Source organism: Paenibacillus sp. MAHUQ-63, from assembly GCF_028765165.1.
Classification (GTDB): domain Bacteria; phylum Bacillota; class Bacilli; order Paenibacillales; family NBRC-103111; genus Paenibacillus_E.
Window position 1 is genome coordinate 1611530 of record NZ_JARADB010000001.1, and the last position, 13452, is coordinate 1624981.

13 protein-coding genes are annotated in these 13452 nt (G+C 55.9%); 1 reads left to right on the forward strand and 12 read right to left on the reverse strand.

Going from position 1 to position 13452, the window contains the following annotated elements; all coding sequences use genetic code 11:
* Positions 1 to 17: 17 nt before the first annotated feature.
* Together hutH and PUT07_RS07080 are read right to left on the reverse strand one after the other, a co-directional pair.
* A complete protein-coding gene (hutH, locus tag PUT07_RS07075) occupies positions 18 to 1589 on the reverse strand; it encodes a histidine ammonia-lyase (protein WP_274467500.1) in 1572 nt (523 codons plus the stop codon).
* 321 nt (positions 1590 to 1910) lie between these two features.
* Complete coding sequence (locus PUT07_RS07080; RefSeq protein ID WP_274467119.1) at positions 1911 to 2762, reverse strand: sugar phosphate isomerase/epimerase family protein; 852 nt, start codon at positions 2760 to 2762, stop codon at positions 1911 to 1913.
* Positions 2763 to 2925: 163 nt separating this feature from the next.
* On the opposite strand from PUT07_RS07080, the gene PUT07_RS07085 reads away from it, so the two are divergent.
* Positions 2926 to 3777, forward strand: a complete 852-nt coding sequence (locus PUT07_RS07085; protein WP_274467120.1) for an AraC family transcriptional regulator — start codon at positions 2926 to 2928, stop codon at positions 3775 to 3777.
* Between the two features lie 186 nt (positions 3778 to 3963).
* On the opposite strand, the gene PUT07_RS07090 is transcribed toward PUT07_RS07085, so the two are convergent.
* The 10 genes from PUT07_RS07090 to PUT07_RS07135 all read right to left on the reverse strand — a co-directional run bounded on the left by PUT07_RS07090 (position 3964) and on the right by PUT07_RS07135 (position 13346).
* Positions 3964 to 4245: a hypothetical protein gene (locus PUT07_RS07090; protein WP_274467121.1), complete on the reverse strand. Its 282-nt coding sequence runs from the start codon at positions 4243 to 4245 to the stop codon at positions 3964 to 3966.
* Positions 4246 to 4341: 96 nt separating this feature from the next.
* Positions 4342 to 5457 carry an aminopeptidase gene (locus PUT07_RS07095; protein ID WP_274467122.1) on the reverse strand — a complete coding sequence of 372 codons (1116 nt, stop codon included), beginning with the start codon at positions 5455 to 5457 and terminating at the stop codon, positions 4342 to 4344.
* A gap of 2 nt (positions 5458 to 5459) precedes the next feature.
* Positions 5460 to 6062, reverse strand: a complete 603-nt coding sequence (locus PUT07_RS07100; protein ID WP_274467123.1) for an ArsR/SmtB family transcription factor — start codon at positions 6060 to 6062, stop codon at positions 5460 to 5462.
* 286 nt (positions 6063 to 6348) lie between these two features.
* Positions 6349 to 8136, reverse strand: a complete 1788-nt coding sequence (gene thiC, locus PUT07_RS07105; RefSeq protein WP_274467124.1) for a phosphomethylpyrimidine synthase ThiC — start codon at positions 8134 to 8136, stop codon at positions 6349 to 6351.
* A 127-nt stretch (positions 8137 to 8263) separates the two neighbouring features.
* Positions 8264 to 8917, reverse strand: a complete 654-nt coding sequence (gene thiE / locus PUT07_RS07110) for a thiamine phosphate synthase (protein ID WP_274467125.1) — start codon at positions 8915 to 8917, stop codon at positions 8264 to 8266.
* Positions 8914 to 9783 (reverse strand): bifunctional hydroxymethylpyrimidine kinase/phosphomethylpyrimidine kinase, encoded by an 870-nt coding sequence (gene thiD / locus PUT07_RS07115; RefSeq protein ID WP_274467126.1) that lies wholly within the window; start codon positions 9781 to 9783, stop codon positions 8914 to 8916. The genes thiE and thiD overlap by 4 nt, the downstream gene beginning before the upstream one ends.
* A 769-nt stretch (positions 9784 to 10552) precedes the next feature.
* Positions 10553 to 11320 carry a thiazole synthase gene (locus PUT07_RS07120; RefSeq protein WP_274467127.1) on the reverse strand — a complete coding sequence of 256 codons (768 nt, stop codon included), beginning with the start codon at positions 11318 to 11320 and terminating at the stop codon, positions 10553 to 10555.
* Between the two features lie 8 nt (positions 11321 to 11328).
* On the reverse strand, positions 11329 to 11532 hold the full coding sequence (gene thiS / locus PUT07_RS07125; RefSeq protein WP_274467128.1) for a sulfur carrier protein ThiS: 204 nt from the start codon (positions 11530 to 11532) through the stop codon (positions 11329 to 11331).
* Positions 11516 to 12715 carry a glycine oxidase ThiO gene (thiO, locus tag PUT07_RS07130; protein ID WP_274467130.1) on the reverse strand — a complete coding sequence of 400 codons (1200 nt, stop codon included), beginning with the start codon at positions 12713 to 12715 and terminating at the stop codon, positions 11516 to 11518. The genes thiS and thiO overlap by 17 nt, the downstream gene beginning before the upstream one ends.
* Positions 12699 to 13346 carry a thiamine phosphate synthase gene (locus PUT07_RS07135; protein ID WP_274467131.1) on the reverse strand — a complete coding sequence of 216 codons (648 nt, stop codon included), beginning with the start codon at positions 13344 to 13346 and terminating at the stop codon, positions 12699 to 12701. Before PUT07_RS07135 ends, thiO begins: the two co-directional genes overlap by 17 nt.
* Between the last annotated feature and the right edge of the window lie 106 nt (positions 13347 to 13452).

Below are 13452 nucleotides of genomic sequence, written 5' to 3' on the forward strand. Positions count from 1 at the left end.
CCACCATCTCCTTCGATTTAAAATAACGAACCGGTTACCGCCTCAACCGCTTGCAGCCATTTCCCTTCCAAGAGCGCGGAAGCGACATTCTCAATATCTTGGGAGGTCGACCGGTCCTGCGTGACCGCAGGGACAACCGCCCGAACCTTTTCATACAGCGCACGAGTAGCCGGCGCCAGCCCCTCCGCCCCGCGGAACTCAGCTGCTTCTGCGGCGCAGATCAGTTCAATCGCGAGCACCTTGGACACGTTCTCGATCACTTGTGCGGCATGGCGCGCCGATGTGGTTCCCATGGACACATGGTCTTCCTGGTTCGCCGAGGAAGGGATTGAGTCTACGCTTGCGGGATGAGCAAGAACCTTATTCTCCGAAACGAGCGAGGCGCTGACATATTGCGTAATCATCATGCCCGAGCCGATGCCGGGATCATGGCTCAGAAATGCCGGCAAGCCGCCGGACAGTGCAGGATTCACGAGCCGTTCCGTGCGCCGCTCCGAAATATTGGCCAGCTCGCTCATGCCGATTTTCAGGAAATCCATGGCGAAAGCGATCGGCTGCCCGTGGAAATTCCCCCCGGAAATCACGAGCCCCTGTTCGGCGAATAATAGCGGATTATCTGTCGCTGCATTAATCTCTATGGCGATTTTATCGCCTGCATACCCAAGAACTTGGCGCGTCGCGCCGTGTACCTGCGGCAGGCAGCGCAAGGAGTACGCATCCTGCACGCGGAGCTCGCCCTGCCGCGTCGTCAGCTTGCTGCCCTGCAGCAGCGTGCGCAGATTGCGCGCGACCCCGATCTGCTCCGGATAAGGGCGCACGCGCTGCACTTCGTCTGCGTATGCATCCGGGATGCCGCGCAAGCACTCTACCGTCATCGCCGCGATCACATCGGCCATCCGGGCGAGGCGTTCCGCCCGGACCAACGCCAGCGTGCCGATGGAGGTCATAATCTGCGTGCCGTTGATTAAGGCCAGCCCTTCTTTCGCCTGCAGGGTAATCGGCTTCAGCCCTGCTTGGACAAGCGCAAGAGCGCCCGGCAGACGCTGCCCATGGTAGAAGGCCTCGCCCTCGCCCATCAGCACGAGGGCCAGATGGGACAGCGGCGCCAAGTCCCCGCTTGCGCCCAGCGAACCCTGCTCCGGCACGACCGGATGCACGCCGCTGTTGATGCAGTCAACGAGCAGCTGCAGCGTTTCCGGGCGAATGCCGGAGTACCCTTTGGCCAGCGCATTCGCCCGCAGCAGCATCAATGCCCGCACGGCCGGTTCCGGCAGCGGCCTGCCCACCGCGCACGCATGGCTGCGAATCAAGTTCAGCTGCAGCCGTAAGGCGTCCTGCGGGGATATGTGCACGTCGCTGAACTTGCCGAAGCCCGTCGTGACGCCGTACACCACCTGACCTGACGCAACCAGCTCCTCCACCACCTGGCGGCATTGCGCCACACGTCTCACCGCATCTTCCGCCAGCACCACCGGCGCGCCTTCCCAAGCAACCGCGGCTACCTGATCCGCCGTCAGCCGCTCGCCATCCAAACAGACAGGATTCATGCCGCCCCCGTCATCCTGCTGCTGCTTTTCCTTATATACCATCGCCATGTCCGATCAGACTCCTTTCTCGCTTTAACAAAAGAAAGGGACCGTACGGAAGATGTTCTCTTCCATACGGTCCCTTTTTAAAAAAGAGGGTTCTATGCGATTGTCCGGTATCCTGCTTCCGCCGATCCCTCATCGCGCTCACTCGCTTTTTTCGTTTTTTTGTAAATATGAAGTATACCTGCTCTTATTGTCACACGTGGATTTGCCCCCTGTCAAGATGGCCGAACACCCAGCTCACTACGCAGCACGAAGCCTCGCTTAGTCCCACCCGAGGGTGTGGCTCAGCGAGGCTTCGTCATGAACCCCGTTTGCTTCCTACGCCAACCACTGTCTTACCTTCGTAGCGAAGTTGGTCAGCATCTCTTGCGATCCGTATTGGTTGCTGAAATCCTCGATACCGATATAGCCGTCGTAGCCGACCGCTTTCAAATCAGCCAGCAGCTGCTTCCAGTTCACCATACCTTCATCGATCGGGGACCACTCGCTTTTCCACAGCTTAATGCCGTCCTGCGTTTCGCCTGTCGGTACCCATTGCGCATTCTTCACATGCACATGTGCCAGGTACGGCCCTAACAGCTCAAGGCCCATCCGGTAGTTCTCGAAGCCTTCGTGAACCATGTTGCCTGCATCGTGCAGAACCCCGATATGATCCGGGTTGAATTGGGACACCAGACGGTGGACAAGCCCTGCGCTAGGTGTAATCGTATTATGGTGGATTTCGGCCAAAGCTTTGATGCCATATTGCTGGGAAAACTCCTGCACGTGGTGCAGATAGTCCGTAGCCTTAGCAAACAAATCGTTATAATTCACGCTTTTATCGTAGTTAGGCACACCGCAGCGGATGAAAGAAGCTCCTACTTTTTTCGCCGCTTTGAACGCTACTTCCGTCTCTTCGACATTACAGTTGTTCAAATAAGGCGTCACGCTCAAGTTCACCAGGTTATTGCTGAGGGAGATCTGTTTAAAACGCTCCAGCTCCTCGTCGGAAGCGCTTGGATCGATGGAGCACAGATTGTTTCTCCAGAAAGAAGGCTTCTCGCCTTTCAATTCCGCAGGAACGTCCTTGAAACGCCACTCGATTCCTTCAATCCCGGCTGCCACAGCGGCTTTGGCCAGCTCTTCAGGTGTCAAATCCGGTGTAGATACGGTAAAAATAGACAACTTCATATTGAATCCTCCTTAGAGTATTGATCATCATTCTCACAATTTCGCTTCAAACAGCTTGTTTGTTTATCTCTTCTTTATTTTGCAGTATAATAAAAACGTATTCATTGCATTAATTGGGCGAAAGTTTGCTAATATTGACTGAGTTAATAGAGGAGAACCTCTCATGCAAGATCTATATCACAATCTGCATCGCATGATCAATTTCCGGCATACTGTGACGAACGAGCCTCATCCGATGGACTTTCATCAGCACCACGATCAGTATGAAATTTATTTTTTCCTGACCGGGGATGTCCACTATTTCATCGAAAAGCAGGTCTACCACCTGCAGTATGGCGACCTCCTGATCATGCATAGCAATGAGCTGCACCGGCCTAACTTTCAATCCAAGAAACAGCGCTACGAGAATTGCGTCATCCACTTTACGCCAGCGCTGCTCGACCGTTTGAACTCTTCGCAGTTCGACCTGCTGCACTGCTTCAATAACCGCAAGTTCGGCGAGCAGAACCGGATGCGGCTGAATCCGCAGCAGATCGACGACATTATGAAAATTTACGAGCGCATGGAGCAATATACCCGGCCTCAGGCGCTGCCCGGCTCCGATATCCTCTTCGTGGCCGCGTTCATCGAGCTGCTTGTATTTATCAACCGGATTTTCCTTAATCAGGGCAAACAAGAGGAGCAGACGATTATTCCCGACAAACTTTCCGCCCTCTTCACGTATATCGACGAAAATTTAGACGGGGACTTGTCGCTGGAAGTGCTGGAGCATGTCGTATTCATGAATCGCTCCTATCTTTGCCGATTATTCAAAAAACATACGGGAAGCACCATTCACGAGCATATTTTATTTAAACGCATTAATAAAGCGAAGCAATTGCTCCGGGAAGGCTCGACGGTCACCGATACATGCCAGCTTGCCGGCTTCAACGACTACTCCAACTTCATCCGCACGTTCAAGAAAGCCGTCGGCCTCCCTCCGCGCCAATACCAAGCGCAGCAGCGGCGGGTCTGACAATAGGTTGTGCTGCCCCGGCCATTTATGGCTGCGGGCATTTTTTTATGAGGGATTAGATCATGACCGGTCGGAGCCGGACCTGCTTGCCGAACTCGGTGTCCATGAAGGCGCAATAAATGGAAAAACTCCCGTTATTCCAGCTCTCAACTGGCTCTTGAGACGTAATAACAGGAATTTCTCCAGTTAAAAAATCGAACAAGGCGCCAGTTTGGTCACTTTTGGCCGAATTAACAGGAGATTTTCCAGTTGTCGCGTCTGCGGGAACGTCATTTCGCTGAAATAACAGGAGAAATTCCAGTTACGCATGCCTTTAGGCGGGGCTGCTTCTGCTGGGTCAGGATCCGCTCTTTCCTGCCAGGTCCGCTTCACGCTCGGACAGGTTCTGCTCTTTCCTGCCAGGTTCGCTCCCGCTAGTACAGGATCTGCTCTAACCAGCTCCAACTTGACCAGCATCTGCTCCTCCATAGCGCACCAGTCACCAAGCGCACATGCAAAAAAAGACCCCCATTCCCCTGCAAAAAGCAGGTTCATAGGAGCCTCAGCCCTAGCCTAACAAGCGGATTACTTCAAATTCTCCGGGTTCAACTGAAGCAGCTCCGGCAGCACGAAAAGTCCGTCCTTCCGAATCAACACGTCGTCAAACCAGATCTCCCCGCCGCCGTATTCCGGACGCTGGATGTTCACGATATCCCAGTGCAGCGAAGACTTGTTGCCATTGTAAGCATCGTCATAGCAGTTGCCTGGCGTGAAATGGAAGCTGCCATCGATTTTCTCATCGAACAGCGTATCTTTCATCGGATGCTGAATGTACGGGTTCACGCCGATGGCGAATTCCCCGACATAACGCGCGCCTTCATCCATATCGAAAATCTCATTAATACGATCCGTATCGTTGGCCGTCGCTTTAATGATTTTGCCGTTTTCAAATTCCAAGACGATATTCTCGAAAATAAAACCGTCATGCGGCGTCGGCGTATTAAAGGAAATAACCCCGTTCACCGAATCGCGCACCGGTGCCGAGTATACCTCGCCGTCCGGAATGTTCAGCTCGCCGTCGCATTTGACGCCGCCGATGCCTTTGATCGAGAACGTAAGATCCGTTCCGGGACCGACCAAACGCACTTTGTCCGTGCGATCCATCAGTTCTTTCAAAGCGTCCATCGCTTTGGACATTTTGCCGTAGTCCATCGTACATACGTTGAAGTAGAACTCCTCGAAAGCATCCGTGCTCATGCTGGCGAGCTGTGCCATCGAAGAAGTCGGGTAACGCAGAACGACCCATCTTGTATCTTTTATACGAACATCAAAATGCACTTGTTGATAATAAATTGAATTATAGAGCTTCATCCGGTCCGCCGGAATGTCCGACAGCTCGTAAATGTTAGCTCCGCCGCGCACACCTATGTAGCCTTGCATTTGCTTCATTTGGAAAGCGTCGATTTCCGCCCAAGTCTGCATTTGGGCCTCCGTTCCTTCCATCACGAGCTGGCGGATCACCGCATGATCGCGCAGGTTGACGAAAGGATGCGCGCCTGCGGCATGAACTTTTTTCACCAGTTCCTTCACCAGAGCGTTATCGATGCCGTAAGCTTCGATCAAAATATTTTCCCCCGGCTTCGCTTTAACGGAATAATTCACGAGCACATCAGCCAATTTGGTTAGTCTTGGGTCTAGCATCCTTATCTCTCCTCTTCTTCATCCACCGCAAATGATGGTTCGTTGATTTGAAACCCAACCGTGGTCAAATAGAACCATTCACCGTTCTCCTCCTGCTGACCGTCCAATTCAAAAATTAATGCCCTGAACTTCGTCAGCCATTCCGCGAACTTCTCCTTGCTCATCTTCACTTCCAACTGGGTCGACATCCGGTGCCATTGCGCACGGTCCGAGGAAGGAATCTGGAAAGCCTCCTCCGGTGCGGCGATCGCCCGAAGCCTTGCGCGGGCAAGCACGTTGAGCGTCGTCTCGCGGTAGTAATTCTCTACTTCGGAAACATAGGGGAGCAGCGCTTCGCTAGGCACAAAGCCACGCGCGACGGCGCGGTAAAATTTTTGCACGATACCGTTTTTGAGTTCCGTACGTACGACCGAAATTAAGCCATGCTTTTCCAGCTCATTCAAATGATAATGAACTTTGGCGCGCGCCATTCCTAACAGTTTAGCCAATTGTTGGCCGGTATACGCTTTCTCGATCAGATAAAGCAGCACCTTGGCGCGAAGTGGATCACTTATCGTTTTTAGTTGTTCAAGCTCTTCAATGATATAAACCGGTTGCAGCTTCATCTTGGACTCGACCTCCCTCTAATGTACCATTACAGCCGTAAAATCAAGCGCGATGGTCAACTCTAATCTCTTAACGAGATTAATTAAACGACGGTCAAATCTTTTTAACCGTATCATAATGCGAAAAAGAAATCATGTCAATTGCGGTTTCTGCAAGGCTCATAGACATCCTCCCCGCTTAAATGTTTCAACGCGTTAACGAATTACCGAAGTTAAGCTTTACTCTATATGGTAGCAAAAAGGGACGTTTCTGTCACCAAGAAAGGTGGAAAACGTCCCGTAATTTTTAACTATAAAGTTTACTCCCCGCCTCGCGGAACTGCTGGGACTTCTCCTCCATCCCACTGCTCACCGCAACTTCTTCATCCAGACCGTTCGCATGCGCGTACTGCCGGATATCCTGCGTGATCCGCATGGAGCAGAACTTCGGTCCGCACATGGAGCAGAAGTGCGCGGTTTTGGCGCCTTCGGCCGGCAGCGTCTCATCATGATACTCCATCGCCCGTTCCGGATCGAGAGACAGATTGAACTGGTCGCGCCAGCGGAACTCAAAGCGCGCCTTCGACAGCGCATTATCGCGGATTTGCGCGCCCGGATGCCCTTTGGCCAGATCGGCGGCATGCGCGGCGATCTTGTAGGTGACGACCCCTACGCGGACGTCCTCCTTGTTCGGGAGGCCGAGATGCTCCTTCGGGGTCACGTAGCACAGCATCGCCGTACCGAACCAGCCGATCATCGCCGCCCCGATGGCGGAGGTGATATGGTCGTAACCCGGCGCAATATCCGTCGTCAGCGGTCCCAGCGTGTAGAACGGCGCTTCATCGCACACTTCCAGCTGACGGTCCATGTTTTCCTTAATCAGGTGCATCGGCACGTGTCCCGGTCCTTCGATCATCACTTGGACGTCGTGCTTCCAAGCGATTTTGGTCAGTTCACCGAGCGTCTCCAGCTCGGCGAACTGCGCCTCGTCGTTCGCGTCGGCGATCGACCCGGGGCGCAAACCGTCTCCGAGGGAGAAGGCGACGTCGTAAGCTTTCATAATTTCGCAAATATCTTCGAAATGGGTGTACAGGAAGTTCTCCTTGTGGTGAGCCAAGCACCAGGCTGCCATGATCGAGCCGCCCCGGGAAACGATGCCCGTGACCCGCTTAGCGGTCATCGGAATATAGCGCAGCAGTACGCCGGCATGAATGGTGAAATAGCTGACCCCTTGCTCCGCCTGCTCGATCAATGTATCGCGGTAAACTTCCCATGTGAGGTCTTCGGCTTTGCCGTTCACTTTCTCAAGCGCTTGGTACAGCGGCACGGTGCCCACCGGAACGGGCGAGTTGCGAATGATCCATTCGCGCGTCGTATGTATGTTTTTGCCGGTCGATAGATCCATGATCGTGTCTGCGCCCCAGCGGGTTGCCCATGTCATTTTCTCAACCTCTTCTTCAATCGAAGAAGCGACGGCGGAATTTCCGATGTTGGCGTTGATTTTCACCAGGAAGTTGCGCCCGATGATCATCGGCTCGCTTTCCGGATGGTTGATGTTGGAAGGAATGATCGCACGCCCCTGAGCAACTTCCTTACGCACGAACTCCGCGTCGAGATTCTCCCGGATCGCAATATACTCCATCTCCGGCGTAACGATGCCTCGGCGGGCGTAATGCATTTGCGTGACATTGCAGCCTGGTTTGGCCCGCAGCGGCTTCCGCTGCAAACCGGGGAACACCTCCGCCGCCCCTCGCGCATCCGGGGATGAAAGGCCGTTATCCTCCGGCTTCACCTCGCGCCCTTCGTAAGCTTCCACATCGCCGCGCTCTTCGATCCAAGCCAAGCGATTGGGCGGAAGTCCTTGGCGGATGTTCGTCTGCCGCTCCGTATCGGTGTAAATCCCGCTCGTATCGTACACATGCACGGGTTCGTTCGCCACTTCTTCCCCCTGAATATTCGTAGATGTCCCTAGCGTTATCTCTCTTACCGGAACTTGAATATCCGGTCTGGAGCCTTGTACGTACACCTTTTTACTGCCTGGAAACGTTGAAACCTGAACGTCTTTCACTGGACTGACTGAATTGCTTGTTGTCACATGATTACCTCCTTCGTGTGTTTGAAATGCGTTCCCAAGTGCATCTGCCACTAACCCTCTAGGGCGTGCCGTCTTGCTTGGGAGCTGTAGCGCATCGTGCGCCGAACAGCGATCGGTGATAGCCGTACTAGCTTAATGAAATCAGCGTGCGCGCCAACTCCGCCGCCGCTTCGCGGGGCGATCTTGCGCCGGCGATCGCACTCACTACCGCGACCCCGTCCGCCCCTGCGCGGATGACGGGCGCGGCGTTCGCGGCATCGATGCCCCCGATGCCGACCAAAGGCAGCCGGATACCGCTCTCGCGTATCCGGGCTATCATGGCGGGCCCCCGGACATCACGCGCATCGAGCTTCGTGCGCGTGGCGTATTGGGGGCCTACGCCCAGATAGTCGGCGCCTGAGGCCAGCGCCGACTGCGCCTCTGCCGGATCGTGAGCCGACACGCCCACGATCCAATGCTTCAGCCGCTGCCGCAGAGCGGCGGCTGGAACATCCTCTTGGCCGACGTGAATGCCGTCGGCCTCCAGCTCTAGAGCCAGCCTTTCATCGTCGTTCACGATGAAAGGGATCCCGTGCTGCGCGCATAAGCCGCGCAGCCTCGCGCCCAGCTCGAGCAGCGCTCGCCCTTGCAGGGCGCCGGCGCCTTTCTCGCGGAACTGAAACATCGTGATGCCGCCGGCAATCGCTTCCTCCAGCACGGTGTAGGGGTCTGCCCCGTTGCAATTGGGGCTGCCCATCACCAAATACAATTGCAGCGCCTTGCGCAGTTGCTCGCTGTTCATCGCGTCCCTCCCGTGTAAGCGCCGCTGCTTACAACAATGGCGTCCGGCGAGCCTGCCGAGCCCTGTCTTCTGCTGCGCTGATAAGCCCAATGATTCGTCGGGCCGTGACCGCTGCCGATGTTCAGCGGCTCCGCAATCGCCGAATGGATGAAATGCTTGGCAATGCGCAACGCATCCTGAGCGGCTAACCCCTGCGCCAGCCCGGATGTGACGGCTGCCGCGAACGTGCAGCCCGTTCCGTGCGTATGCACCGTATCCAGACGACGGGAAGAAAACTCCGTGAACGATTTCCCGTCGTACAACAAATCGGTCGCATGCTCCGGATCCGCTGCGTGGCCGCCTTTGATCATGACGTGCTTGCAACCGTATGCATAGATGCGCTTCGCCGCCTGCCGACGCGTTCCGTCGTCCGTAATGCGTATCCCGCTGAGCGCCTCCGCTTCAGGGATGTTCGGCGTGATCACGTCGGCGAGCGGCAGCAAATGTTCGATCATCGCCTCCACCGCCTCTTGCTGAAGCAAGGAGGCCCCGCCTTTGGCAATCATCACCGGGTCGACCACGACCCGCCCCCACTTATATCCGGTAATCGCTGCGGCGACAACCCGGATGATTTCGGAGGAGAACAGCATCCCTGTCTTGAGAGCGTCCGGACGCAAGTCCGCGCCGATCGAGGCAAGCTGCCGCTCAACCGCTTCCACGCTCATCGGGTACACGCCCTGTACGCCCAGCGTGTTCTGTGCGGTCACTGCGGTGATGACCGACATTCCGTAAACGCCAAGCTCCTGAAACGTCTTCAAATCCGCTTGAATCCCGGCTCCCCCGCCGCTGTCCGACCCTGCGATCGTCAGCGCTTTTGATATGGACATTTCGCAATCCCCCTTTCGACTGTCATGTACAGGTCCCCGTCAAAGTTCGGTAAGTTCTAGCTTTAGGTCCAGATCTGGTCTAGATCTGGTCTAGATCTGGTCCAGCTTTGGTCAAGATCTGGTCTAGATCTGGTCTAGATCTGGTCTAGATCTGATCCAGCTTCGGTCTAACTCTGGTCTAGATCTGGTCCAGATCTGGTCTAGCTTTGGGCTAGCTTTGGTCTAGATCTGGTCTAACTTTGGTCTAGATCTGGGCTAGCTTTGGGCTAGCTTTGGGCTAGCTTTGGGCTAGCTTTGGGCTAGCTTTGGTCTAGATCTGGTCTAACTTTGGTCTAGATCTGGTCTAGCTCTAATCTAGATCTAATCTAGATCTAATCTAGCTCTAATCTAGCCTTGTTCTTGTCTTACCTCGGTCTAACCTCAGTCTAACGGACTCAGCAGACTTTATTTCGCGATTTTGCTGCGTTTTGAGATTCTAACGGACCACAGAGCCCCTATTCACTCATTCCACGCTTGATTCAGCTATGAATCCGCCAATTAACGGCACTGGTGTCCGTTAGCTCCAATCCCAGGTCATTTCCCCCCAAATAAAGGCTCTGGTGTCCGTTACAGTTCCGGGAATAGAGCCAGCTCTTTCGGCTTCCCGACTTCCCGGCCCCTCCGATTCTCCGGTTCTCCGGTTCTCCGGTTCTCCGGTTCTCCGCTCCGCTCTTCCAACTCTCCCACACGCTCAATCCCAAACCAGTGTCCGCCCCCGCTCGGAATCCCATTAAACGCGGCTCAAACCCTCCATCGGCGAGCTCGCCGAAGCATACCGCTTCTTCGGAATGCGCCCCGCTTCGAAGCCCGCACGGCCAGCCTCAATGGCAAGCTTCATGGCATACGCCATTTTGACCGGATCCTTCGCGCCGGAGACCGCCGTATTCAGCAGCACGCCGTCCGCTCCCATCTCCATCGCGAGCGCAGCGTCCGACGGCGCGCCGATGCCGGCATCGACGATGACGGGCACTGTCGCCTGCTCGATAATGAAGCTAAGGTTAAGGGGATTAATAATCCCTTGACCTGTGCCGATCGGCGATGCACCGGGCATGATGGCATGCACCCCGAGCGCCTGCAGGCGCTTCGCAAGCAGCACGTCATCCGACGTATATGGCAGTACGATGAAGCCTTCCTCCAGCAGCATCTCGGAAGCTTTTAACGTTTCGACCGGGTCCGGCAGCAGCGTCATTTCATCACCGATGACCTCGACTTTAATCATGTCGCAGAGACCGGAAGCTTTGGCGAGCTTCGCGATGCGCACCGCTTCCTCCGCCGTTTTGGCCCCGGCTGTGTTCGGCAGCAGTGTGAAATTCGACACATCCAGCATGGATAGGAAATTCGGCTGACTCGCCTCAAAAATATTCATCCGCCGCACCGCAAACGTCAGAATCTGCGACTCGCTCACATCAACGGCCTGCTTCTGTATATGGAAATCCGGGAATTTGCCGGTACCTAGCAAAAGTCTTGAACGAAATTCATATGGACCGATTTTTAACATGGTTAAAATTATCCCCCTCCGACAAAATGGACGATTTCGATTTGATGGCCTTCGGAAAGCTCCGCTTTCCTGTGATCTACTTTTTCTAAAATGTTCCGGTTATGCTCCACAACGAGCATTTTGTCCTGCAGCTCAAAATGGGCAAGCAGCTCCTCGACCGTTCGGATCGCATCGGGAACCTCCACATGTTGACCGTTAATGTGCAGTTTCAAGGCTTTGCAGCTCCTTTCCTTGTAATCGGCCGCCGGCCCGCTCCGGGCTGAACGCGTTCAGATCCGCCTGTAAGGCTGCATCCTCTGCGTTAGCCTCGGTCCCAACCGCAGCATCCGCTTCGCCGCTCATCAGCTGCGCCATCGCTTGCCCGGTAGCCGGGCTGAGCAAAATACCGTTGCGGTAATGGCCGCAAGCCGCATACAGCCCTTCGTACTGCGGCACTCGGCCGATGTACGGCAGTCCGTCGGGGGTCTGGGGCCGCAGACCGGACCAAGCCGTCTCCCACTCCGCAGCGGAGATCGCCGGCATCAGCCCCCGGGCTCGCTCCATGAGATCGGCGAGCCCGGCCAGCGACACCTTGCGGTCGTAGCTGTTCGGTACCACGGTCGCGCCGACCAGCAAGCGCCCTCCGGCTTTGGGCACGATATAACAGCCCGTCGTGAACAGGGTCTTGTGCAGTTCCCGCTTCCCGGCCAGCACCGAGAAGCATTCCCCTTTCACGGGATATACCGGCAGATCGACCCCGATGCCAGCAAGCAGGTGACCGCTCCACGTTCCTGCTGCCACGACGACTTGCTCACTGTGCAGCGGGCCCTCGCTTGTCATAACCCCGACGACACGCCCCCGCTCCGTCAGCAGCCCTTGCACTTGGGCGAACTCCCGCAGCTTCGCCCCGAGTGCCCGCGCTGCCTGCGCGAACGCCGCCGCCAGCTTCGGCGCCTCCACCTGCCCGTCATCCGGCAGGTACAGGGCTCCGCGCGTCGATCTGCTCAGCGCGGGTTCGAGCTCTGCGGCTGCCGCTGCGCTCAGCCACTCCGCTCTTTGGCCTGCTGCGCGCTGAAGCTTCGCTCTGGCGCGCAGCTCCTCTTCCTGAACGTCGCTGAGCGCAACGTTCAGCAGTCCTTCGCGGACGAGGCCGATGTCGATGTCCGTGAGGCTTCTCAGTTCCTCGCTCAGCTGCGGGAACATCGCCCTGCTCACGCGGGCCAGTCTGAAAAGAGGGCCCGTATCCTCCATCTCGGACTGCGCGCCGAGCATGCCGGCTGCGGCGGCCGAAGCCTCCGTCCCGAGCCTGCCCCGTTCCAGCAGCGTGACGGACCGGCCGCGCTTCGCCAAATAATAGGCGATGGAAGCGCCGATAACACCGCCGCCGACAATAATGACGCTACTTGTATGCTGCATTCAGCTCACCTCTATTTTCATCACGTTGCAATTCATGTTGGTACGCATTTACTGCAGCCACGGGATCCGCCGCCTCCCAAATGCCGCTCATCACCGCAATACCGGAGGCTCCGGCATCCAACACCTCCCGTGTACGCTCAGGCGTGATGCCGCCGATTGCGATAACGGGAATCTTCACTTGAGCGGCAAGCTCACGCAGCTGTTCAAGCCCTCTAGGCGGCAGGCCCGGCTTCGAATTCGTCGCATACATATGGCCGAAGAGCACGTAATCCGCACCTTCGCGCTCCCGTTTAACCGCTTCCTCTGCGCTATGGACGGATATGCCGGCTCGCTTCCAACCGCCGCCGCAGCTTTCGCGAATCGCCGGGAACGGCGGCGAGCTCTCCGGCATATGCAGCGCGCCGAGCCCGGCAGCCGCCGCCATCCAAGGAAACCCGTTAACGCATAGCCGCTGCGCTGGCACCCCTTGGTCCAGCAAGTACTGTAGACCAATGAAAATTTCATCCATGGGCTTCTTTTTTTCTCGAATATGGATAGCCGTGACATACGGATGAATCTTAGCGGCAATTGCCGCCAGCTCGCTCCATGCCAGCCTGTCGTTGGAGATGACGTGCAATTCGTGCCCGGACATGGTGAAATCCGCCTCCTTGCCATGTAATTTTTCATGCAGCCGCATCCCTCATGGGCGTACAAGACGCAAAAAAACCACTTTTCCAAAGAAAAGTGGTTGCAGGTAG

What these genes read in the sequence shown, in the direction of transcription:
- hutH (WP_274467500.1), bottom strand. Translation starts at nt 1,589, where the DNA reads ATGGTATATAAGGAAAAGCAGCAGCAGGATGACGGGGGCGGCATGAAT.
- PUT07_RS07100 (WP_274467123.1), bottom strand. Translation starts at nt 6,062, where the DNA reads ATGAAGCTGCAACCGGTTTATATCATTGAAGAGCTTGAACAACTAAAA.
- thiO (WP_274467130.1), bottom strand. Translation starts at nt 12,715, where the DNA reads ATGCAGCATACAAGTAGCGTCATTATTGTCGGCGGCGGTGTTATCGGC.
- PUT07_RS07135 (WP_274467131.1), bottom strand. Translation starts at nt 13,346, where the DNA reads ATGTCCGGGCACGAATTGCACGTCATCTCCAACGACAGGCTGGCATGG.
- PUT07_RS07085 (WP_274467120.1), top strand. Translation starts at nt 2,926, where the DNA reads ATGCAAGATCTATATCACAATCTGCATCGCATGATCAATTTCCGGCAT.
- PUT07_RS07095 (WP_274467122.1), bottom strand. Translation starts at nt 5,457, where the DNA reads ATGCTAGACCCAAGACTAACCAAATTGGCTGATGTGCTCGTGAATTAT.
- PUT07_RS07080 (WP_274467119.1), bottom strand. Translation starts at nt 2,762, where the DNA reads ATGAAGTTGTCTATTTTTACCGTATCTACACCGGATTTGACACCTGAA.
- thiE (WP_274467125.1), bottom strand. Translation starts at nt 8,917, where the DNA reads ATGAACAGCGAGCAACTGCGCAAGGCGCTGCAATTGTATTTGGTGATG.
- PUT07_RS07090 (WP_274467121.1), bottom strand. Translation starts at nt 4,245, where the DNA reads ATGGAGGAGCAGATGCTGGTCAAGTTGGAGCTGGTTAGAGCAGATCCT.
- PUT07_RS07120 (WP_274467127.1), bottom strand. Translation starts at nt 11,320, where the DNA reads ATGTTAAAAATCGGTCCATATGAATTTCGTTCAAGACTTTTGCTAGGT.
- thiD (WP_274467126.1), bottom strand. Translation starts at nt 9,783, where the DNA reads ATGTCCATATCAAAAGCGCTGACGATCGCAGGGTCGGACAGCGGCGGG.